Source organism: Hymenobacter negativus (assembly GCF_016056375.1).
Classification (GTDB): Bacteria; Bacteroidota; Bacteroidia; order Cytophagales; family Hymenobacteraceae; genus Hymenobacter; species Hymenobacter negativus_A.
The window spans coordinates 425,540-446,022 of record NZ_JAEDAE010000001.1; the positions used below are offsets into that span (position 1 = coordinate 425,540).

The 20,483-nt window shown below is 58.2% G+C and carries 21 protein-coding genes; 9 read left to right on the top strand and 12 right to left on the bottom strand.

What is annotated here, in order from left to right; all coding sequences use genetic code 11:
* The first annotated feature begins 7 nt into the window (after window positions 1–7).
* The 6 genes from I7X13_RS01850 to I7X13_RS01875 all read left to right on the top strand — a co-directional run bounded on the left by I7X13_RS01850 (window position 8) and on the right by I7X13_RS01875 (window position 5,064).
* Window positions 8–538, top strand: a complete 531-nt coding sequence (locus I7X13_RS01850) for a chemotaxis protein CheW (RefSeq protein WP_211531935.1) — start codon at window positions 8–10, stop codon at window positions 536–538.
* A gap of 70 nt (window positions 539–608) precedes the next feature.
* Window positions 609–995, top strand: coding sequence for a response regulator (locus I7X13_RS01855; RefSeq protein WP_198068078.1), 387 nt, complete (start codon window positions 609–611; stop codon window positions 993–995).
* Window positions 996–1,103: 108 nt separating this feature from the next.
* Window positions 1,104–2,744 carry a chemotaxis protein CheA gene (locus tag I7X13_RS01860; protein WP_198074135.1) on the top strand — a complete coding sequence of 547 codons (1,641 nt, stop codon included), beginning with the start codon at window positions 1,104–1,106 and terminating at the stop codon, window positions 2,742–2,744.
* Between the two features lie 55 nt (window positions 2,745–2,799).
* Window positions 2,800–3,432, top strand: coding sequence for a chemotaxis protein CheC (locus I7X13_RS01865; RefSeq protein ID WP_211531936.1), 633 nt, complete (start codon window positions 2,800–2,802; stop codon window positions 3,430–3,432).
* Window positions 3,433–3,607: 175 nt separating this feature from the next.
* A complete protein-coding gene (locus I7X13_RS01870; protein WP_198068080.1) occupies window positions 3,608–4,699 on the top strand; it encodes an agmatinase family protein in 1,092 nt (363 codons plus the stop codon).
* 26 nt (window positions 4,700–4,725) lie between these two features.
* The gene (locus tag I7X13_RS01875) at window positions 4,726–5,064 is read left to right on the top strand and encodes a phage holin family protein (RefSeq protein WP_211531937.1); all 339 of its coding nucleotides are present in this window, start codon (window positions 4,726–4,728) and stop codon (window positions 5,062–5,064) included.
* 78 nt (window positions 5,065–5,142) lie between these two features.
* Here the strand turns inward: I7X13_RS01875 and I7X13_RS01880 are convergent, their stop codons facing one another.
* The 4 genes from I7X13_RS01880 to I7X13_RS01895 form a co-directional block, all read right to left on the bottom strand.
* A complete protein-coding gene (locus tag I7X13_RS01880) occupies window positions 5,143–6,018 on the bottom strand; it encodes a DUF4349 domain-containing protein (protein ID WP_198074136.1) in 876 nt (291 codons plus the stop codon).
* 147 nt (window positions 6,019–6,165) lie between these two features.
* Entirely contained in the window at window positions 6,166–7,470 is a 1,305-nt protein-coding gene (gene murA, locus I7X13_RS01885) for a UDP-N-acetylglucosamine 1-carboxyvinyltransferase (protein WP_198074137.1), read from the bottom strand.
* A gap of 123 nt (window positions 7,471–7,593) precedes the next feature.
* Complete coding sequence (locus I7X13_RS01890; RefSeq protein ID WP_198074138.1) at window positions 7,594–8,325, bottom strand: DUF4290 domain-containing protein; 732 nt, start codon at window positions 8,323–8,325, stop codon at window positions 7,594–7,596.
* Between the two features lie 125 nt (window positions 8,326–8,450).
* The gene (locus I7X13_RS01895; RefSeq protein WP_198068084.1) at window positions 8,451–10,700 is read right to left on the bottom strand and encodes an ATP-dependent helicase; all 2,250 of its coding nucleotides are present in this window, start codon (window positions 10,698–10,700) and stop codon (window positions 8,451–8,453) included.
* Between the two features lie 192 nt (window positions 10,701–10,892).
* On the opposite strand from I7X13_RS01895, the gene I7X13_RS01900 reads away from it, so the two are divergent.
* Window positions 10,893–11,474, top strand: coding sequence for a DUF3109 family protein (locus I7X13_RS01900; protein ID WP_198074139.1), 582 nt, complete (start codon window positions 10,893–10,895; stop codon window positions 11,472–11,474).
* 73 nt (window positions 11,475–11,547) lie between these two features.
* On the opposite strand, the gene I7X13_RS01905 is transcribed toward I7X13_RS01900, so the two are convergent.
* Window positions 11,548–12,006: a peptidylprolyl isomerase gene (locus tag I7X13_RS01905; RefSeq protein WP_198068086.1), complete on the bottom strand. Its 459-nt coding sequence runs from the start codon at window positions 12,004–12,006 to the stop codon at window positions 11,548–11,550.
* Between the two features lie 197 nt (window positions 12,007–12,203).
* Between I7X13_RS01905 and I7X13_RS01910 the strand changes: the two genes are divergently transcribed.
* On the top strand, window positions 12,204–12,839 hold the full coding sequence (locus I7X13_RS01910) for a fasciclin domain-containing protein (RefSeq protein WP_233454634.1): 636 nt from the start codon (window positions 12,204–12,206) through the stop codon (window positions 12,837–12,839).
* A gap of 85 nt (window positions 12,840–12,924) precedes the next feature.
* Here the strand turns inward: I7X13_RS01910 and rsgA are convergent, their stop codons facing one another.
* From rsgA to I7X13_RS01930, 4 genes are all read right to left on the bottom strand, one after another.
* Complete coding sequence (gene rsgA, locus I7X13_RS01915) at window positions 12,925–13,896, bottom strand: ribosome small subunit-dependent GTPase A (protein ID WP_198074140.1); 972 nt, start codon at window positions 13,894–13,896, stop codon at window positions 12,925–12,927.
* A complete protein-coding gene (locus I7X13_RS01920) occupies window positions 13,883–15,148 on the bottom strand; it encodes a 3-deoxy-D-manno-octulosonic acid transferase (protein WP_198074141.1) in 1,266 nt (421 codons plus the stop codon). The genes rsgA and I7X13_RS01920 overlap by 14 nt, the downstream gene beginning before the upstream one ends.
* Before the next feature lie 47 nt (window positions 15,149–15,195).
* Window positions 15,196–15,780, bottom strand: a complete 585-nt coding sequence (locus I7X13_RS01925; RefSeq protein ID WP_198068090.1) for a peroxiredoxin — start codon at window positions 15,778–15,780, stop codon at window positions 15,196–15,198.
* 167 nt (window positions 15,781–15,947) lie between these two features.
* Window positions 15,948–17,234, bottom strand: coding sequence for an aspartate kinase (locus I7X13_RS01930; protein ID WP_198074142.1), 1,287 nt, complete (start codon window positions 17,232–17,234; stop codon window positions 15,948–15,950).
* A gap of 172 nt (window positions 17,235–17,406) precedes the next feature.
* Here I7X13_RS01930 and fbp point away from each other — a divergent pair, with 172 nt between their 5' ends.
* The gene (gene fbp / locus I7X13_RS01935) at window positions 17,407–18,465 is read left to right on the top strand and encodes a class 1 fructose-bisphosphatase (RefSeq protein ID WP_198074143.1); all 1,059 of its coding nucleotides are present in this window, start codon (window positions 17,407–17,409) and stop codon (window positions 18,463–18,465) included.
* Between the two features lie 73 nt (window positions 18,466–18,538).
* Here the strand turns inward: fbp and I7X13_RS01940 are convergent, their stop codons facing one another.
* The 3 genes from I7X13_RS01940 to yihA form a co-directional block, all read right to left on the bottom strand.
* Window positions 18,539–19,168, bottom strand: coding sequence for a DUF5606 family protein (locus tag I7X13_RS01940; RefSeq protein ID WP_198074144.1), 630 nt, complete (start codon window positions 19,166–19,168; stop codon window positions 18,539–18,541).
* 122 nt (window positions 19,169–19,290) lie between these two features.
* Window positions 19,291–19,749: an energy transducer TonB gene (locus I7X13_RS01945; protein ID WP_198068094.1), complete on the bottom strand. Its 459-nt coding sequence runs from the start codon at window positions 19,747–19,749 to the stop codon at window positions 19,291–19,293.
* An 83-nt stretch (window positions 19,750–19,832) separates the two neighbouring features.
* Complete coding sequence (gene yihA / locus I7X13_RS01950; RefSeq protein WP_198068095.1) at window positions 19,833–20,453, bottom strand: ribosome biogenesis GTP-binding protein YihA/YsxC; 621 nt, start codon at window positions 20,451–20,453, stop codon at window positions 19,833–19,835.
* Between the last annotated feature and the right edge of the window lie 30 nt (window positions 20,454–20,483).

Sequence of the window (20,483 nt, forward strand, 5' to 3'; positions counted from 1 at the left end):
ATCCCGCATGGCTGAGACTGAAATAACCGCTCCTATAGCCAAGACCGAACGCGCCAAGCCCGCCGAACTGGTGCAGCTTATCGTGTTCCGTCTGGGCGATGAGGATTACGGCATTCGCATCGAGCAGGTGAAGGAGGTGACCGTCACGCCCGACGTGGCGCGCATGCCCAAAACCCCGCCTTTCATCAAAGGAATTGCCAACCTGCGCGGCGATATTATTGCCATTCTGGACCTGGAAGAGCGGTTCCGGCTGCGGCCGGTTGGTCGGCCAATTCCTGAGCGCAGCTACACCATTGCCGTCGAAGCCGCCGATTACGTGCTGGGCCTGATGGTGCGCGAAGTACCGCGACCGTTCACCATGCCCCTGAGCCAGATTGAGCCGGCCCCCGAATTCGTGCAGGATTCCAGCACCCGCGACAAGTACCTCGAAGGCATTGCCAAACTGCCCGAAGGCGGCATCATCATCGTGCTGGACATGCGCAAGCTTCTGACGCCAAGCGAAGTGATGCGCCTGCCGGGCAAAACGGCATCTTCGTAGCCCCGGCCCCGTACAAGGGTGGCCCGCAACATTGCTCGGCTACCCGTTAAATCTTACGTTCCCCAATTCCATGAATAAGCGCATCCTCATCGTCGACGACTCCTTTTACATGCGTACGATGCTCAAAAACATGCTCACTGATGCCGGCTACGAAGTAGTGGGCGAGGCAGCAAACGGCGCACAAGCGGTGGAAATGGCCGCATCAACTTCCCCCGACCTCATTACCCTCGACGTAATTCTGCCCGACAACACTGGCCTGGACGTGCTCAAAAGCCTCCGCCAGATTCAACCCACCGCCAAGGTGGTGATGTGTAGTGCAGTGGGCCAGGAGGTTATTGTGACCGAAGCCATTGAAAACGGTGCTTTGGCTTATATCGTAAAGCCGTTCTCGGAAGAGAAAGTGCTGGAAATTGTGGGTGCGGCGCTGCAAAACGACGCTTCTGAACAAGCTGCGTAAGGTGCTGCTGCGACAACATTCCGTTGCCCCACTACATCTCATCGGAAACGGTGGGATGTGTCTGTGCGCGCCGGAAAGTTGGTTTATCAACTCAATTTCTCAGGCCTGATGAAAACGCGCGACCAGGAATACCGGGAGCTTTTCATGGCCGAAGCGCTGGAGTATTACGACTCCATGAGCCGCCATTTGAGCGAGCTTGAGCGCAACCCCGATGCCGGCCCGGCTCTGAATGAGTTGTTCCGGCTCATGCACAACCTCAAGGCCAATGCCCGTGCCATGGGCTTCACCGATTTGGGCGAGGTGGCGCACCATCTTGAAACCCTGTTCGGGCTGATTCGGGACCAGGAACGCACGTTCAGTGGTTCCCTTATCAAAGTGGTTTTTGCCGGGGTTGACGCGCTGGGCAACATGATTCGGGCGGTGGGAGCCGGCCAGCCGCTGCCGGATGCCACGGTGTTGCTTGATAACCTTGACCTCCTGGTGCGGGGCGAAGAGCCAATTCTGGAAGAAACCGAAGAGGTAGAAACAGAGGAAGAGTCGGGTAAAAAAATGGAGCTTTCCGACCTGGTGTACATTCAGGTTAAAAAGCTTGACAATCTGTTGAATCTGGTAGGGGAGCTGGTTATCGACCGTGACCGGATTATGACCCTGGCGCAGGAAATTGGTAACCCAGCGTTGCTTGCTACTGCCCAGCACCTGTTCCGCATCTCCGACGACTTGCAGTACAGCGTGATGGATGCTCGCCTGGTAGGCGTGGGTGTGCTGCTGAATAAGTTTCCCCGTGTGGTGCGCGACGTGGCCTCCGCCGAAAGCAAAGAAGTTGAGCTAACCCTCAGCGGACAGGACGTGCAGATTGACCGCAACATCTTGCAAATCATTACCGATGCCCTGCTCCACCTGGTGCGCAACGCCGTCAGCCACGGCCTCGAAACCACGGCCCAGCGGTCCGCAGCGGGCAAGTCGGCGGTAGGCCACCTCACCCTTTCGGCCCTGACCGAGCGCGACGATGTGCTCATTCAGGTGCGCGACGATGGCCGGGGCATTGACACCGAAGCCGTGCGCCGCAAGGCCGTGGAGCGCGGCCTGACCACGGCCAGCGCAGCCGCTAATCTAGACGAGCAGGCGGTGTGGGCTTTTCTGTTTGAGCCCGGTTTCTCAATGGCCAGCAAGATTACCGACATTTCGGGCCGTGGCGTGGGCCTCGATGTGGTGAAGCTGGCCCTCGACTCGTTGGGCGGGCAGCTGCGGGTCGAATCGCAGTTGGGCGTTGGCACCACGTTTACGCTGGTGTTGCCCACGTCCATTGCCGTGAAGGGCGCGCTGCTGATTGAAGTAGACGAGCGTCCTTACGCCATCCCGCTGATGCACACCGACACGGTGCTCGCCCTGCAACCTGACAAGATTTCGGTAGTGGGCGGCGTGCTGGTAACGCACGTGCAGGGGCAGGCCGTGCCGCTAATACCGCTGCGGATGCTGCTGCACGACGAAGGCGACGAAATGCTGCCTTTCGCCGACAAAGCTGACATGACCGGTGCCCAGCAGGTGCTGGTTGTGAACTACAATAACCGCCGCCTGGGCTTGCTGGTTGACCGGTTTATCCGGCAGCAAAATATTGTCATCAAGCCCTTGAGTAAGCCCTTGGATACCATCGACCTGTTTGGTGGAGTTACCCTGCTCGGCAGCGGGCAAGTGTGCCTGGTGCTGGATGTGCCGGCCCTGACTCGCCTGTTTCTGACCAAACGCCCTTAATTTTCCTACTTTCACCCCAGTCCTCGCAGCTGCACTTTCCCCTATCTTTGACGTTATGGATTTATCGATGACTGAGTTAGAGCGTGATATAATCCGCGAGATTCTTAACATTGGCTTGGCTCGTGCCGCCGATTCATTCGCCGTTATCGCCCAGGAGCGGGTGTTACTTGAAGTGCCGAATATTGACTTGCTGATGAGCGACGATATCCTGCACCGGGTGCGCGAATACCAGACCCGTCATGTGCCCATTCAGTCCGATATCCGGGGTGATTTCAATGGCACCACGCTCATGTTCTTCTCCGGACAGCACGTGCAGCGCCTCTCGCGGGTGTGCCTGCGCATGCAAACCCCTGAAACGTTGGAGCTGAACGAGTTGCAGGAGTCGCTGTTGCTCGAAATAAGCAACATCATTACCGGGGCGTTGGTAACGCAGCTGGCCAACATTCTCAAGGCCAACATCTATGGTGCGCCACCCGTGGCCCCTAAGGGTGATATTGCGGAGAACCTGCAGAGCCTGTTGCCGGCGCAACAGCTGCAGCCGCTCATCTTCTCGGTTATCACGCAGTTTTCGGACCGCGACAACACGGTTGAACTGCCGTTGATGCTGTTTTTTGACCGCGTGACATTCCAGAAAATCCTGGAAATCATACGCAGCTACGACTTTCTGGGTAGCCAGATGTCGGCCTAATAATCTTTTAAGGAATGCTTAACTGCGTTCCGGCCCGTCATGCCGCGCCGGCCGTTGCAACTCTCCCGCGAGCCCGTTCGCTGAACTGGCTGGTGTGCCTGGGAATGCAACAGCCGGCGCGGCATGACGTTATTTTTCGCATTCAACCTTACTGTTTACCTACGTACCAATTCCAATGGCTAAAGCGGACGCCCTCGCCCAAAAAATAGCTTCCTTCGACCCCAACGCGCCTGGCGATGCGGACAGTGGCCTGTTTGGCCTGCCCTTCACGCCCGAAGAGGCGCAGGTGGTAGTAGTGCCCGTGCCGTGGGAGGTGACCGTGAGCTACCGCGCCGGCACGGCCGATGGCCCGGCCGCCATCCGCGATGCCTCGCTGCAGGTCGACCTGTACGATTCCGATGTGCCCAATGCCTGGAAGCTCGGCCTGGCCATGGAGGAAGCGGACGAAACCATTGCCGAAGCCAGCCGCAAGCTGCGCCCACTGGCCGCCGATTACATTGGCTGGCTGGAAGAAGGCCAACCCGAAGCCGACCGCAAAAAGCACGAAAAGGTACCAGCTCAGGCCACTGCCGAGGGCGACAAGATGCTGGCGTGGCTGAAAGCCAAAACCGGTGCCCTGCTCGATGCCGGCAAGGGCGTGGTGGTACTGGGCGGCGACCATAGCACGCCGCTGGGCTACCTGCACGCGCTGGCCGAGCGCCACGACGAATTCGCTATCCTGCAGTTCGACGCGCACTGCGACCTGCGCCCCGCTTATGAAGGTTTCAAATATTCGCACGCCAGCATCATGCACAATGCGCTGGAGCTGCCGCAGGTGAAGAAACTCGTGCAGGTGGGCATTCGGGACTTTTGCCAGCAGGAAGCCGACGTCATCGACCAGTCCAATGGCCGGGTGGCGCTGTTCAGCCAGCGGTTTCTGAGCGACGAGAAGTTCGCCAAGAAGTCGTGGAAGAAGGTGTGCGGCAAAATCATCGCGCAACTGCCCAAAAAAGTGTACATCAGCTTCGATATCGACGGCCTCGACCCCAAGCTATGCCCCGGTACCGGCACGCCCGTGCCCGGCGGCCTGGAGTTTGAAGAAGCTACTTATCTGCTGCGTGCCATTGTGCGGGCGGGCATCCAAATCATCGGTTGCGACCTGAACGAAGTAGCACCCGGCGACACAGAGTGGAACGCCATCGTGGGCGCACGCCTGCTCTACCAACTTTGCAACTGGATGGCCGTATCGCAAGGGCGGCTGACTGCTAAGGGCATGCAGGCCGAGTAAGCTTCTTTCACCTTAACCCTTTTGCCATGATAGGATTCATTCTCAAATTCATTCTCACCGCCGTGCTGGTGTATGGCCTCAGCATGGTGCTGCCGGGCGTGGCGCTGGGCGGCGTGGGCAGCGCAGCTATACTGGTCATCGTGCTGGGCATTCTGAATGCCATCGTGAAACCCATTCTGCAAATTTTGGGCTTTCCTATCACGGTGCTCACATTGGGCCTATTTCTGCTGGTTATCAACGTCATCATTGTGAAGCTGGCCGATTTCCTGATGAGCAGCTTCGATGTGCACGGCTTCTTCAACGCCCTGTTATTCAGCCTGGCGCTGTCGGTAGTGAATGCTGTGGTGGATTTGGTGATGGATTGAGTCCCAGGCGTCGTCCTGAAACAAAAATCCCCGCTGCTATGCCATTATCGGTACTGCGGCGGGGATTTTTGTTACCCGCTAGGCTTGAGCAATGCTTCGCCGCCAGCGGCGCACGGCCCACCACCCAACCCCACCGAGCAGTAGGAAGGGCCAGATGGCCACCATGCCAATCAGTAGGCTGGTAATCAGAGTCCAGCCGGTGTAGAACGATTCTACCAAGCGGCTGGCAAATGATACGACCGGTGCTTCGGGTACGGAATGGGGCAGGGGCTGGTAACAGGTGAGAGAGATGGTGGAATAGGCCACTTCATCGTTGAGCGTTTTAAGGCGGCTTTCGGTACTTTCGATTTCTTCGCGCACCTCGCCGATTTTTCCTTCGACTTCCAGCACTTCGCTGATTTTGCGGGCGCGGGCCAGCAGGTCGATGTAGCGCTTTTCGACGGCCCGTTTGGTGGCGAGGCGGGCGGCCACGTCGGCATGTTGGGCCGTAACATCGTCGGTGGTCAGCTTTTTTTCCTCCACGGTACCCAGGCCACCGAGCGCAGCCATCAGCGGCTCAAAGCGAGATGGGACCACACGAATGGTCATAGCCTGACGCCATTCGCCATCGGCCCGCACCTCGGTGGCCGCACTGAGGTAGCCACCGTTGCGGTGCACAAGGCTGTCGAGGCGGGTGCTGGCGCGAGGCAAGCTGGCCACTTTCAGGCGTAAATCAGCGTGGTAGATGAGCAGGCGGGAGGGAGCCACGACGGATTCGATGTAGGGCCGGGGACCCGGAATCACGTCGGCCGTAGCCTCCTTATCGTCCGAATCCGAACTCTGTGGCGGCGCGGCCGGTGCACTCATCATGTATTGCGGCGCCACGTCCGCAACGGCAACACTTTCTTTCTTGGCGTGGCTGCAGCCGCACAGCAGGACTGCCAGCCCAACAGCAATGCTGAGGGAGGATTTCATGATTCATTCCGTAAAAAGTGAAACCAGAAACAGTAGCTGCGCAGCTCCTTTTATGCCAACGCACAACCAGAAGTAACCCATATAGCTGGCAATAAAAAATGCCCGGCGGAAGGGCCGGGCATTTTTAGGAATCGATAAGCAGGCTTATTACAGGCGGCGAATATCCGCTCCCAGCGCCTGGAGACGCGTGTCGATGTTCTGGTAGCCGCGGTCAATTTGCTCCACGTTTTCGATGGTGCTTTTGCCTTCGGCCGACAACGCGGCGATGAGCAGGGCCACGCCCGCGCGGATATCGGGCGAGGTCATGGTGATGCCGCGCAGGCGCGTGCGCTGGTCGAGGCCGATTACAGTGGCGCGGTGCGGGTCGCAGAGAATCACCTGCGCGCCCATGTCGATGAGCTTATCGACGAAGAACAGGCGCGACTCAAACATCTTCTGGTGGATGAGGACCGTGCCTTTGGCCTGGCAGGCCACCACCAGCACGATGCTAAGCAAATCGGGGGTGAAGCCGGGCCAGGTGTGGTCGCTCACCGTCAGGATGGAACCGTCGAGGTAGGTGGCAATTTCGTAGTGCGCCTGCGCAGGAATGAAGATGTCATCACCCCGGAATTCCAGTTGAATACCCAGCTTGCGGAAGGTATCGGGAATGAGGCCAAGTTCCGGAATCTGGCAGTCTTTGATGGTGATTTCGGAGCCTGTCATGGCCGCGAGGCCGATGAAAGAGCCAATTTCAATCATGTCCGGCAGCATGCGGTGCTCGGTACCGCCCAGCTTCTCCACGCCTACGATGGTGAGTAGGTTCGAGCCAATGCCCTGAATATTAGCTCCCATGCGCACCAGCATGCGGCAGAGCTGCTGCAGATAAGGCTCACAGGCAGCGTTGTAGATGGTGGTGGTGCCCTCGGCTAGCACGGCGGCCATCAGGATGTTGGCGGTGCCGGTTACCGAGGCTTCGTCGAGCAGCATGTGAGTGCCCGTGAGCTTGCCATCGACCTTGATGCGGTAAAAGTCGGTGCCTTCGAGCGTGAGCTTGCCGCCCAGCTTTTCGAGGCCCAGAAAGTGTGTATCCATCGGCCGGCGGCCGATTTTGTCGCCGCCGGGCTTGGGCAGCTGGCAGCGGCCGTAGCGCCCCAGCATGGGGCCAAGAATCATCACCGAGCCGCGCAGCGCGCCAGCCTGGGCCACAAACTCGGGCGTGTCCATGTAGTCGAGGTTCACGTCCTCGGCCTGGAAAATATAGGTGTCGGAAGCCAGCTTGCCCACTTTCACGCCCATATCGCGCAACAGCTCGATTAGCTTGTTGACGTCACGGATGTCGGGAATATTACTGATGGTGACGGGTTCCGGGGTCAGCAATACCGCGCAGAGAATCTGGAGGGCTTCGTTTTTGGCGCCCTGGGGCGTGATTTCGCCGCGCAGTGGTTTGCCGCCGCGTACTTCAAATGCAGCCATATAATTTAAGAGTAAAAATCTGTCATCCTGAGCGCAGCGAAGGACCTTACCACGCTGGAACAAACTGTTCCTCATGATAAGGTCCTTCGCTGCGCTCAGGATGACAAGAGGTAAAAGAGAAAACTATTGAGGGGGCTGCTGAGGCTCCTGGCTACGGCCTTTTTTACGCTTCTTGCCGTTTTTGTTGCCGAAGCCATTGCCCCGGTTGTCGCGGTCGCGGCCTTCGCGGCGGTCGCGGCCTTCGCGCTGCTGGGGCTGGGGCACGATGAACGGCTTGCTGCCTGCCGGAGCAGCCGGCATTTCAAAAAGGTTTTCGCTGTCCACCACGGCCGGGTCGAGCTTGAGCTGGCCGCCCGAAAGTTCACTCATGTGCCGCAGAATGGTCATGTCCTTGGCGTTTTCCTTGTTGTGCTGGCGGTAGAGGAACTTCATCGTCCGGCCAATCTGGATGGTGGCCTGCTCGCGCTCGGCGGCATCTTCCAGGGTGAGGGCCTTGGCAATCAGGGCTTCGATGGCAGCACCATATGCACGCAGCTTGGGAGCGGTGCGCGGGTAAGGCACACGGCTGGGCTTCTCAGTGCGTACCGTGAGGCTGCGCAGGGCCACGGGCGCTTCCAGGGCCACGTCTTCGCCGGCCATGGCGTGCAGGTGGTTCCAGAGGCGAGTCTGGATTTCGGGCAAATCGCGCAGGGCCGGCTGCAGGCGCAGCATGAGCTGCACAATTGCCGAGGCGCGCTTGGTACGCTCGCCCACGTCCTCAATGTCTTTGAGGCCCTGAATGAGCAGGTAAGTGCTGTGCCCATATTCACGCACCAGCAGCTGCAGGTGGAAGGGCAGGGAATTAATATCGGTCATAAAAAGCAGGAGAGAGGCTGCCGAGGGCAGGGCTCAGGCCAAAGATACGGCGTGAGAAGGGGTCGGTTATGCGCAAAAGGGAAGTAGAGACGCAATATTTTGCGTCTCTACTTCCTCACTCAACTCTAATGTACCCGCAGCTTGGCGAAGCTCAGCAACAGCACCTTCTCGCCCACTTCCTCAAACTGAATGGTGGCTTTAGTAGTACCCTGCTGGTTTTCCAGCGCGCTCACCGTGCCGAAGCCAAACTTTGCGTGTTCCACGCGCTGGCCGGTTTGCAGCTTGGAGGTATCGGAAGGCGCAAAGTCGGCCGGGGCTACGTATTTGGTGGCCTGTACCTTGCGCGGTGGTGTCGGAATCAGGTTCGAGCGGCGCTCAAAGACGTGCTGAAACGGTGAGCCTTCGCCCGCGCCCGGCCCGGCGGCAAACTTAAAGTTGACGTACTGCGGGTCAATCTCATCTAAGAAGCGGCTTTTCTCGCAGCTGCGCAGGTTGCCCCACTGGTAGCGCGAGGTGGCGTAGCTCAGCGTGAGCTTCTTTTCGGCCCGCGTAATGGCCACGTAGAACAGGCGGCGCTCTTCCTCTAAATCGGCCCGTGATGTAATCATCATCTGGCTCGGGAAGAGGTTTTCTTCCATGCCCACAATGTACACATTGCGGAATTCCAGGCCTTTAGCTGAGTGAATGGTCATCAGCGTTACGGCCTCGCCTTCCTGGGCGGCGTCCTTCAGGTCCGAATCCGTTACCAGCGCAATGTCTTGCAGGAACGCGCCGAGGCTTTTGTCTTCGCGCTCGGGGTCGTCCACGTATTCCTTGATGCCATTCAGCAACTCCTGAATGTTTTCGTAGCGCGAAAGGCCTTCGATGCTTTTATCCGCATAAAGCTCCTCCAGCATTCCGGAGTTCTTGGCAATGAATTTGGCTGCTTCAAAAGCATCCTCCTTCTCGGCAACCACAATGTAGCTCTTAATCTTCTCAGCAAATCCCACCACCGGATTGCTCACGCGGGCCGGCATAAACTGGTCGGCATGGGCCACTACTTCCCACAGCGTGTGGTTGGCTTCGTCGGCCGTGGTTATCAATTTGCTGATGGTGGTATCGCCAATTCCGCGCTTCGGATAATTAATTACCCGGCGAATGGCCTGCTCATCGTTTTGGTTGACCGTGAGCCGCAAATACGCCACCAAATCCTTGATTTCCTTGCGCTGATAAAACGACAGGCCGCCAACGATTTTATATTTGATATTTAATTTTCGCAACGATTCTTCCATCGCGCGGCTTTGCGCGTTGGTGCGGTAGAGAATGGCAAAATCGTCGTACGACAAATGCCCGTTCATCTTGTCCTCGAAGATGGAATTGGCCACCAGTTTGCCTTCCTCGTTATCCGAAGCGGCTTTGATAACCTCAATCAGCGTGCCGTCCTCATTCTCCGAAAAAACGTCCTTGCGCAATTGCGCTTGGTTATTTTTAATCACCGAATTAGCGGCCCACACAATATTTTTAGTGGAACGGTAATTCTGCTCCAGTTTAAATACCTGTAATTCGGGATAGTCCTTCTCGAAATTCAGAATATTCGAAATATCGGCGCCGCGGAAGGCGTAAATACTTTGCGCATCGTCGCCTACCACGCAGATATTCCGTTCCTTAGCCGCGAGTTTGCGGGTAATTAAATACTGCGAATAGTTGGTGTCCTGATATTCGTCCACCATCACAAACCGGAACATATTCTGGTATTTGTTCAGAATGTCGGCGTGGTCCCGAAACAGCACGTTGGTATTAAACAGCAGGTCGTCGAAATCCATCGCGCCGGCCTTGAGGCAGCGTTGAAAATACTGCTGGTAGATAACGCCAATTTTGGGCCGCAGCGCCGCCTCGTCGTCGGCCTTGATAGCCGGGTCGTTCAGGTACTGGTTGTGCGAAATCAGCTTGTTCTTGGCGGCCGAAATGCGACCAAGTACCAAACTGGGCTTGTAGAGTTTGTCGTCGAGCTCCAGTTCTTTCACAATCTGCCCAATCAGGGTTTTCGAGTCCTGCGTATCGTAGATGGTGAAGCTGCGGGGGAAACCAATTTTATCGGCCTCCGAGCGCAAAATTTTGGCAAAAACCGAGTGGAATGTGCCCATCCACAGGTTGCGGGCGGCGGGGCCCACCACTTTTTCCACGCGGGCGCGCATCTCCTTGGCAGCCTTGTTGGTGAAGGTGAGCGCGAGAATATTGAACGGGTCGACGCCTTTTTCGAGCAGGTTGGCGATGCGGTAGGTGAGCACCCGGGTTTTGCCCGAGCCAGCGCCGGCGATAATCATGCAGGGGCCTTCGGTTTGCATCACCGCGGCGCCTTGCGATGGATTCAGGAGGGAAAGATAATCTAGTGCCATGTGCGAAATAAGCCGCCTTTTGGGCGGGTCTACAAAGGTACGGAGCCCCGGTGCAAAGCCTGTCGCCCCTTATCAAGGCTTATCTTTGTACTGGTTAATCGTAGGGTGCGGGGCTTGCCCCCGCCCGTCGCATACGCCACTCTTACATGTCGTTCAACGGCGGGCGGGGGCAAGCCCCGCACCCTACCTACAATGATTATTATCCAGGAAACGGTCATTTCCGATGACATCGCCGACAACTTTTTCGTCTGCAACCTCGACGCCTGCAAAGGCGCCTGCTGCGTGGAGGGCGACCTCGGCGCGCCGCTCGAAGAGCCCGAGCTGAAGATTCTGGAGCAGGAATACGCCAATATCAAGCCCTTCCTGACCGAGGCCGGCCAAGCCGCCATCGAGGCCCAAGGCCTTTACATCAAAGACTGGGAAGGCGACTTCAGCACAACAACAATTGACGACAAGGAGTGCGCCTACGCACTCTGGGACGAGCGCGGCATTCTGAAATGCGGCATCGAGCAGGCCTATCTGGCAGGCGCCACCACGTTTAAAAAGCCCATCAGCTGCCACCTGTACCCGATTCGCATCACGAAGTACGAAGGCTTCGACGCGCTAAACTACGACCGGTGGAACATCTGCAACCCGGCCTGCGACTTTGGCAACAAGTTGGGGGTGAAAGTGTACCAGTTTCTCAAGGAGCCCCTGATTCGCAAGTACGGCGAGGACTGGTACGGGCAGCTGGTGCAGGAAATTGAGAACCCGTCGCCGGAAGGGAAGAAGTAGGGGCGAGCACCACAAAAAAAGAACGTCATGCTGAGCCCTGCATGACGTTCTACATTTCAAACTGGTCCGGAAACTACGCCTCCGTCACCACAATTTTCTCGATTTCGTCGTTGGGCTGAATCTTGTCGATAACATCCACGCCGTCCACCACTTTGCCGAATACCGTGTGCACGCGGTCGAGGTGGGCGGTGTTCTGGCGGTCGTGCACGATGAAGAACTGTGAGCCGCCGGTGTTTTTGCCGGCGTGGGCCATGCTCAGCGCGCCGCGCTCGTGGTACTGGTGGTCGCCGCTGGTTTCGCAGTCGATTTTGTAGCCGGGGCCGCCGGTGCCGGGCATGCCCTTCGCGCCTTCGCGGGTGTTGGGACAGCCGCCCTGAATCACGAAATTCGGGATGACGCGGTGGAATTTCAGGCCGTCGTAGTAGCCTTTTTTGGCGAGGTCGGTAAAGTTTTTAACAGTGTTCGGAGCGTCCTGCTCGTAGAACTCAACTTTCATGACACCTTTTTTGGTGTGGATTTCGGCAGTTTTCATGAATCGCGGATTTTTAGCGGATTAAACGGATTTGCCGGAAGCAGGTGCTGCTTTCGGCCGGCGAAGGTAATAATTTGATAGACTTACGAAACAACCGGGACGGGCCGTTACTACGTAAGCTCACAGCCGTAGGGACATTTACGCCGTTAATGATTTTTTACTTACCCATTTTTCTTCTTTCACAGTCACCTGATTTCATGAAAAAATCTTTTGCTCCCATGTTGGTTGCCCTCGCTACCTCCCTCATGCTGGCTAGCTGCGGCAACGACAAGCCCGCTACTACCGAAACCGAAACCGTGAGCACCGTAAACCCGGCCGATTCCATCGCCGCCGTGGCCGGCGATTCGGCCCGCATGGCCAAGCCCGAGGGCGTGATGGTGGACGGTGTGGCCATGACGGCTGATAAAAACATTGTTGCCAATGCTTCTGGTGCGAAAAGCGTAAGCACTCTCGTTTCCGCCGTGAAGCAGGCGGGCTTGGTAGAAACCCTGAGCGGCGCGGGCCCCTTTACCGTGTTCGCGCCCACCAATGCGGCCTTCGATAAGCTGCCCAAAGGTGCCGTAGCCGGCCTGATGGACCCCGCCAGCAAAGAGAAACTCAAAGGCGTGCTTACCTACCACGTCATCCCAGGCCGCCTCGTGGCCGCCGACCTGAAAGACGGGCAGGAACTGACCACCGTGAACGGCGAGAAGCTGCACATCTCGGTGAAAAATGGCCAGATTATGGTCGGCAACGGCAAAGATGCCCCCGCCACCGTGCAAATCGCCGACGTGATTTCGAGCAATGGCGTAACCCACGTAATTGACAGCGTGGTGCTGCCTACCGCCAAGTAAGTCGCTGCATTTGAAGAAGAATGAGGGATGAAGAATTGCCATTTGGGTAATTCCTCATCCCTCATTCTTCTTTGAGCCGAAGGCGTTAGTGCCGGTTATCCTCGCCGGCCAGCATGCTCAGGTAGCTGTCGTAGCGGGGCAGGGCAATGCGGCCCTGGTCCACGGCTTCGCGCACGGCGCAGCCGGGCTCGTGGGTGTGCTGGCAGTTGTGGTAGCGGCACTGCCCCAGCAAGGCGCGGAATTCGGGGAAGTAGCCGGCCAGCTCGGCGGGCGGCAAATCCACAAGGCCCAGTTCCTTGATACCGGGCGTGTCGATGATGAAGGTGCCGGGGCGCACTTCCAGCATTTCGGCGAAGGTGGTGGTGTGCACGCCTTTATCCGAAAACTCGCTGATTTCGGCGGTTTTCAGGTCGAGGTCGGGCACCAGCGCGTTGATGAGCGTGCTTTTGCCCACGCCGGAATGGCCCGCCAACAAGCTCACCTTGCTGTCGAGTAATTGGTCGATTTCGGCCACACCCTCGCCGGTGGTGGCGGCGCAGGTGCGGCTGGGGTAGCCCAGGCTGGCGTACATGCCCGCAATCTGGGCCTGATACTCGAAGCCGTCCTCGTCGTACAAATCAGTCTTGTTAAACAGCAGCGTGACGGGAATGTGATAGGCCTCGGCCGTAACCAGAAAGCGGTCGATAAAACCAAACGAGGTAGCCGGTGACACCAGCGTAACCACGAGCAGCGCCTGGTCGATATTGGCCGCCACGATATGGACGTGGCCGGTTTTGTGCACCGACTTGCGCACGATGTAGTTGCGGCGCGGCGCGATGTGCGAGATAACGCCCGCACCCTCGGTCTGGGCCTCAATGCTGAAATCGACCAGGTCGCCCACGGCCAGCGGGTTGCTGGCTTTCAGACCCTTTATCTTGAATTTGCCGCGCAGGCGGCAGCGGTACAGCTGCCCGGTTTCGAGGCCGCGCACGAGGTACCACGAGCCCGTGGACTTCACCACGATGCCGTGCAGCAGGCCGGTGGGGCCATCGGGGAGGTAGGAATCAGCGGTTTTCATTGGGAGCAGGGGTGAGGGTGCGCAGGGCAGCCATGATGGTGCGCGTGGCCCCGGCCTGGTCGTGCACGTAGTCGAGAATCGTGTCTTGGAGGCGCAAGCGGGCAGCGTCGTCGTTCCACAGGAAGGCGAAGGCCGCGAGCAGCTCGGCCCCGTCCCGCACCGGAAACGCGGCCTTCAGTTCCACCAATTCCACGGCTTCCTGAAACTTGGCGTAGGTAGGCCCGAAGAACAGCGGCAGCCCGAAGGCAGCGGCTTCCAACGTGTTGTGCAGGCCCTTGCCAAAGGCGCCGCCCACGTAGGCATACTCCCCAAAACGGTAGAGTTGGCTCAGCAACCCCACGTTGTCGAACAGCAGCACGCGGGCCTGGGCCACAGTAGCGGCCTCGGCCTGCGAATAGCGCTGCACCGGGCCGGGCAGCGTGGTTTCCACTTGCCGTATGTTGGTTTCCGTCACTTCGTGCGGGGCGATGAGCACGCGCAATTCGGCGCCGTAGCGCTCCAGCAGGGGGCGCAGCACGGGCAGGTCTTCGTTCCAGGAACTGCCTACCACCAGCACGGGCGCGCCATCGGCCACGAAGGCATCCACGAGCGGCAGCGCGCGGGCTGGGGCCAGCGCGGTAGCGACCACCGTATCGAAACGAGTATCGCCTGCGATACTTACCCTGTCCATTCCTGCGTCGCGCAGCAATTGAGCCGAGGCTTCGTTCTGCGTAAAGATGTGCGCGAACCGGCCCAAAATCTTCCGAAAAAAGCCGCCCCAGGGCTTGAAAAATACCTGCTCGGGCCGGAAGATGGCCGACACCACGATGGCCGGAATTCTCCGCCGAAACGCCTCGCTCAGGAAATGATACCAGAATTCGTACTTCACAAATACCACCAGCCGGGGCTGCACCGCGTCCAGAAAGGCGCGGGCATTGGCGCGGGTATCCAGCGGCAGGTAGAAGATGTAGTCGGCTCCCGGCCAGTTCTTGCGCACTTCATAGCCCGAAGGCGAGAAGAAGGTTAGTACCACTTTGGTGCCGGGGTGTGCCTGTCGGTAGGTGTCAATCAGCGGGCGGCCCTGCTCAAACTCGCCCAGCGAGGCGCAGTGAAACCACACGCGGGGCGCGGCATCGGCCCCAATGGTCTGGCGGATGTGAGCCAGCAGCCCGCGCCGACCCGTCACCCAAGCGGCAGCCTTAGGTACAAACGGCGCTAACAGCCGCAGCAGCAGGCCGTACAGGCCCAGGGCGATATCGTAGAGAAAAAGCAAGCCCCAAAATTACGCACTACGCGCCCAGTCGATGTTTCGGGCCACGATTAAACTGCCTTATCAGCTTCCCAATCCACGGGGCAAGCCTCGCCGTTGTTCTCGTAGAACTGCAACGCGTCAATCATGCGTAGGGCTTCTGTGAGGCTGCGGCCCAGCGGCCGGTCGTTCACCAGCTGGTGCCGCACGATGCCATCCTTGTCAATCAAAAACAAGCCCCGGTAAGCCATGGGCGAGCCCACGAAGGTCATTTCGGCCTGCTCGGTATAGTCGTAGTGGCCGCCCAGCACGTCGTAGTTGGCCGAGATGGTTTTGGTAGCATCGGCCACCAGCGGGTACGTCACGCCCCCTATGCCGCCCTGCGCGCGCGGCGTTTCCTGCCAGGCCAGGTGGGCGTAGTGCGAATCGGTGGAGCAGCCTACCACGGCCACGCCGCGCTGCTCAAACTCGGCCAGTCGGTCCTGAAACGCCAGTATTTCGGTGGGACACACACGGCTGAAATCGGCCGGGTAGAAGAAGAACAGTACATGCTTCTTGCCCAGGTAGCGGTCGAGCGAAAACTCTTCTTCGGCCTTGCCGTCAATCACGGCCGTGGCCTTAAAGGAAGGGGCGCGCTTGCCCACGAGAACTGCCATGCGGAAGGGGAAATTGTTGGTTAGTTGCTTGCGCAATTTGTCATCCTGAGCGTAGCCAAGGACCTTCTAACGTCAGCACATCGCTGCTCAACCGTGAGAAGGTCCTTCGCTACGCTCAGGATGACAAACGCTTTATTTACTGCCTGGGTTGGCTCATGCGCCCCGCTTCAGTCCTGGCACACGAACTGAAACGTGTGCCGCGTGCGCTGCTCAAGCAGCAGGCGCTTGCCGGCTGTGAGGCGCGCAATGCTGGCCGCATCGTAGTTCTTAATGGTGAACAGCGTGAGCCCGGTATTATAATGAAGCGTGAACTGCGCCCGCAGCAAATCCAACAGCTGGTGCACCCGCCGCTCCGAATAATCGACGCACACCGAAAAGCTGATGGCCGAGTTCTGCATCACGTTAATCTTGAGCTTGGCCTGCGCCAGCCCCGCAAAAATCACCGCCATGTTCTCCTCCGAGATAAACGAAAAGTCCTTGCTGGCGAAAGACAGCAGCACCTGGTCGGTCTTCCGAATGAAGGCCGGGGCCAGCGCCGGGTGCTGGCAGTCGTGAATGAGCGTGCCTTCCGCCGCCGGGTCCAGAAACGACTTCACGCGCAGCGGAATGTTGCGGTCGGCCAGCGGTTTCAGCGTTTTGGGGTGGATGACCGATGCTCCGTAGTAGGCCATCTCAATGGTTTCGCGGTAGCTGATTTCAGGGTAGCGCACCGTGTCGGGGAAGATTTTGGGGTCCGCGTTCAGCAGACCCGCCACGTCTTTCCAGATGGTCACCGACTCGGCCCGCAGGCAGTAGGCTAAGATGGCGGCCGTGTAGTCGGAGCCCTCGCGGCCGAGGGTGGTGGTGCGACCATCGGCCGTGCCGCCGATAAAGCCCTGCGTGACAATAGTTCGAACTTGTTGAAAGCACGGTAACACCTTGTCGCGAAGATTTTCTTCCGTTGCCTGCCAGTCAACTTGCGCTTCCCGCCAGCTTTCGTTCGTGCGTAACAGTGAACGGCAATCGAGCCATCTAGTGTGCCGTAAATCGTTCAATACGTGGGCCACAAACTCTGAGGCTAGCAATTCCCCGTAGCTGACGACTTGGTCGTATTGTTCGTCGTAGTCCTTTAAGGTGCTTACAACTGCCAATTGTGCTTCCAATGCATCGAAGGCATCCCGAAATCCTTCGTTAATATCATCCATCATATAAGGACCGGCACCAGCTGCTAGCGAAGCAGCGGTGTTTCGATGAAAGTCCTCAACACGATTTAATGCATCAGCATAGTCTTTGCCATGATAAGCAAGGTCAAAAATTTCCTCCAGCGCGTTGGTCGTCTTCCCCATCGCCGACACCACAATCACCAGCGGCCCTGAATGGGAACCGACAATTTTCCGAAGATTCAGAATAGCCGCCGCATCCTTCACCGACGCGCCGCCGAATTTATACACCTGAAGTCCCTGTACTTTCTCCATAGGCCTCAAAAGTAGCGCCGCCGTCCGCAAATGCGGTTTTTAGGGCAGCGCCTTACTGTTTCGAAGCAGGGTGTAACACTCCGCGTTTAAACGCAACCGATTGCACTTCGCCCCGGCTAGAGTAGCTTTGTTGGGCATTCCCGCTACCTCAATTCGATTCCCAATCCGCTATATGGACCACAATAAACTGGCCCTGCCCGTCGGCACTACCCTCGACCGTTTCATCATGCGCAAGCAGGAAGATTTTCCCTACGCCACGGGGGAGTTATCCCAGCTGCTGCGCGATATCGCCCTGGCTGCCAAGATAGTTAACCGCGAAATCAACCGCTCCGGCCTCATCGACATTGCCGGCGCCTACGGCAGCCAGAACGTGCAGGGCGAGGACCAGCAGAAGCTCGACGTCATTGCCAACATTCGCTTCATCCGCGCCCTGCGCAACGGCGGTGAAGTCTGCACCATCATCTCCGAAGAAGATGACGAGATGATTCAGACCGGCAACAACCAAGGCAAGTACGTGGTGGCCATCGACCCGCTCGACGGTTCCTCAAATATCGACGTCAACGTCAGCATCGGCACCATTTTCAGCATCTACCGCCGCGTGTCGCCCACCGGCCGCGAGGGCACCGCCGCCGACTGCCAGCAGCCCGGTACCCACCAGGTGGCCGCCGGTTACGTCATCTACGGCTCCAGCACCATGCTGGTGTACACGACCGGCAATGGCGTCAACGGTTTCACTTACGAGCATTCGCTGGGCGAATTTTTCCTCTCGCACCCCGACATTATTACGCCCCGAACCGGTACTATCTACTCCATCAACGAGGGCAGCTCCGACTCGTTCTCGCCCGGCGTGGCCGCCTTCGTGCAGCAGTGCAAGGACCAGAGCTTCTCGGCTCGCTACATCGGCTCGCTCGTGGCTGATTTCCACCGCAACCTACTCAAAGGCGGTATCTACATCTACCCTGCCACCGCTAAAAGCCCCAACGGCAAGCTGCGCCTCATGTACGAGTGCAATCCGCTGGCCTTCATTGTGGAGCAAGCCGGCGGCAAAAGCAGTAACGGCCACCGCCGCACCATGGAAATCGAGCCCCAGGCCCCGCACGAGCGCTGCCCCATTTTCATTGGCAGCAAAGAGCTGGTAGAGCAGGCCGAGGCCCTCATTGCCCAGGCCCAGCAAGCTCCCAAAGAGCAGCCTGCCAAAGAGCCCAAAGCCAAAGCCGACACTGCAAAATAAGCCAAGCATTCAGCTAACAAAAAAGCCGCTCCTGATTTCGGGAGCGGCTTTTTTGTTATTAATCAGGTCGAAACTACTCGGCCTTCTTGCGGCTTTTCTTGGCCGGGGCGGCAGCTTCCGGGTTGCCTTCGGCGGCCGGAGCAGCATCCGCTGCGCCAATCACGCCGCCGGTGCTCAGGGGCTCGTCGGCGCTGGGCTCGGTGGCTGCCGCTTTAGCGGCTTTGGTCGATTTGGCTTTGGCCTTCGGAGTCTCTTCGGCAGCGGGAGCAGCCGGAGTTTCTTCGGTGGCAGCGTCAGCGGCAGCCGCTTCCTGGTAGGGGCGGTGCTTGCTCACGATGCCGTACCAGGAGGCCAGTTTCTTGATATCAGATAGGTACACGCGGTCCCGGTCGTAGTCGGGAATCACGCCGGCCAGGAAATCGGTCAGCTCGCCTTCGCTCGACTTCGACGTCACGGGCGAGGCCGCGCCGTGCTTCTGATAAATGCGCTCGAATACTTCCGTCAGCGGCACTGTTTCTTCGGGGTCCTGGGTATAGATGGAAATCTCCGACAGCAGCGACACTTTGTTGCGGGCCGGGGCCAGCGTGCGGGTTGCTTTTTCGTCGAGGCTTTCGACCAGCACGCCGTGGCGGGCGGCGCGCACCAGGCGGTACAGGCCGGGCATGCCGCTGATAGCGGCCAACTCTTGCAATTCGTAGGGCATTTTTGGGAATATTGAGAATGAAGAATGAAAGAACAAAGAATGAGGAATAAAGCTAGAAACGCCGTGAGGGCATTTCATCAGCTTCATTCCTCATTCGTCCTTCTTCAGGGCAAAACTACGGATTATTGTGCATCCAACGCGTTCGAGCCCGTCACGCCGAGCTTGAACACGATGGGCAGACTGGCCCGAATGGGCAGTTCCGGTTTTTTAAACTTCAGCAGGCGCACCACGCGCAGGGCTTCTTCGCCCGTGCCGCCGCCCAATTGCTTCACAATTCGCAGGTCCTGCATCGTGCCATCGGCGTTGAGCTGGAAGCTGATGATACACTGGCCCTGGATGCGGTTGCGCTTGGCCAGCGGCGGGTATTTCAGCTCCTTGGCAATAAACTCGTACATGGCCGTCTGGCCGCCCTCGTAGTATTCGGCCACAGGGATGGATTTGCCCACCGAGCCGATGCCGGTACCTTGCTCCGTCTGGGATTTCGGCGGCGCAGTGTTAGGAGTGGTTTGGGCGGCGGCCGGCGCGGCCGCTACAAGCAGCAGGCCTAGGGCCAGCTGCGGAATGGAAATGTTTTTGGTCATGATGTTAATAAAGAGGGGCGGGGAAACAGGGGTTAACAGCAGCCCATGCGGGCCAGTGGGCGGTTGGCAATTTAAGGGCCAATCTACGCATTGGCGGCGGCATCGGCCTTCCATTCACTGTTTACCTCCGCAATAAAGTCCAGCACTTCATCGCGCCCCAATCCCGTTTCGGCCGAGGTGAGGAAATAGCGCGGCAGCTCGTCCCAGATTTCGCTCATCTTGCGCAAGTACTCCGTCACCAGTGCCTTGGTCTGGGCCGTCGATTGCTTGTCGGCTTTCGTGAATACCATTACAAACGGAATGCCTTCCTCGCCCAGCTTTTCCATGAATTCCAAATCGACGGCCTGCGGCGCGTGGCGCGAATCAATCAGCACGCACACGCACATCAGGTTGGCCCGGTTGCGCAGGTAGTAATTAATCATCTTAGCCCATTCGGCGCGCGCGGCTTTGCTCACCTTGGCGTAGCCGTAGCCCGGCAAATCGACCAGAAACCAATTGTCGTTGATGATAAAATGGTTAATTAATTGCGTCTTGCCCGGCGAAGACGACGTTTTGGCCAGTGCTTTGCGCTCCGTCAGCATATTAATAAGCGACGATTTGCCCACGTTGGAACGGCCGATAAATGCGTATTCGGGCAGTGTAGGAGCGGGGCACAAATCGGCCCGCGAATTACTGGTCAGAAAGCGCGCGTCGTGAATAATCATGGATAGGGCGGGAAATAAACGGGAAATTAA

Excerpts from the sequence above, each read along its gene's own strand:
- I7X13_RS01945 (WP_198068094.1), bottom strand. The coding sequence starts at position 19,749 with ATGACCAAAAACATTTCCATTCCGCAGCTGGCCCTAGGCCTGCTGCTT.
- rsgA (WP_198074140.1), bottom strand. The coding sequence starts at position 13,896 with ATGAAAACCGCTGATTCCTACCTCCCCGATGGCCCCACCGGCCTGCTG.
- I7X13_RS01880 (WP_198074136.1), bottom strand. The coding sequence starts at position 6,018 with ATGAAATCCTCCCTCAGCATTGCTGTTGGGCTGGCAGTCCTGCTGTGC.
- I7X13_RS01925 (WP_198068090.1), bottom strand. The coding sequence starts at position 15,780 with ATGGCAGTTCTCGTGGGCAAGCGCGCCCCTTCCTTTAAGGCCACGGCC.
- I7X13_RS01905 (WP_198068086.1), bottom strand. The coding sequence starts at position 12,006 with ATGAAAACTGCCGAAATCCACACCAAAAAAGGTGTCATGAAAGTTGAG.
- I7X13_RS01855 (WP_198068078.1), top strand. The coding sequence starts at position 609 with ATGAATAAGCGCATCCTCATCGTCGACGACTCCTTTTACATGCGTACG.
- I7X13_RS01890 (WP_198074138.1), bottom strand. The coding sequence starts at position 8,325 with ATGACCGATATTAATTCCCTGCCCTTCCACCTGCAGCTGCTGGTGCGT.
- I7X13_RS01895 (WP_198068084.1), bottom strand. The coding sequence starts at position 10,700 with ATGGCACTAGATTATCTTTCCCTCCTGAATCCATCGCAAGGCGCCGCG.
- I7X13_RS01850 (WP_211531935.1), top strand. The coding sequence starts at position 8 with ATGGCTGAGACTGAAATAACCGCTCCTATAGCCAAGACCGAACGCGCC.
- murA (WP_198074137.1), bottom strand. The coding sequence starts at position 7,470 with ATGGCTGCATTTGAAGTACGCGGCGGCAAACCACTGCGCGGCGAAATC.
- I7X13_RS01875 (WP_211531937.1), top strand. The coding sequence starts at position 4,726 with ATGATAGGATTCATTCTCAAATTCATTCTCACCGCCGTGCTGGTGTAT.
- I7X13_RS01870 (WP_198068080.1), top strand. The coding sequence starts at position 3,608 with ATGGCTAAAGCGGACGCCCTCGCCCAAAAAATAGCTTCCTTCGACCCC.
- I7X13_RS01860 (WP_198074135.1), top strand. The coding sequence starts at position 1,104 with ATGAAAACGCGCGACCAGGAATACCGGGAGCTTTTCATGGCCGAAGCG.
- I7X13_RS01900 (WP_198074139.1), top strand. The coding sequence starts at position 10,893 with ATGATTATTATCCAGGAAACGGTCATTTCCGATGACATCGCCGACAAC.
- I7X13_RS01940 (WP_198074144.1), bottom strand. The coding sequence starts at position 19,168 with ATGCCCTACGAATTGCAAGAGTTGGCCGCTATCAGCGGCATGCCCGGC.
- I7X13_RS01930 (WP_198074142.1), bottom strand. The coding sequence starts at position 17,234 with ATGGAGAAAGTACAGGGACTTCAGGTGTATAAATTCGGCGGCGCGTCG.
- fbp (WP_198074143.1), top strand. The coding sequence starts at position 17,407 with ATGGACCACAATAAACTGGCCCTGCCCGTCGGCACTACCCTCGACCGT.
- I7X13_RS01865 (WP_211531936.1), top strand. The coding sequence starts at position 2,800 with ATGGATTTATCGATGACTGAGTTAGAGCGTGATATAATCCGCGAGATT.
- I7X13_RS01910 (WP_233454634.1), top strand. The coding sequence starts at position 12,204 with ATGAAAAAATCTTTTGCTCCCATGTTGGTTGCCCTCGCTACCTCCCTC.
- yihA (WP_198068095.1), bottom strand. The coding sequence starts at position 20,453 with ATGATTATTCACGACGCGCGCTTTCTGACCAGTAATTCGCGGGCCGAT.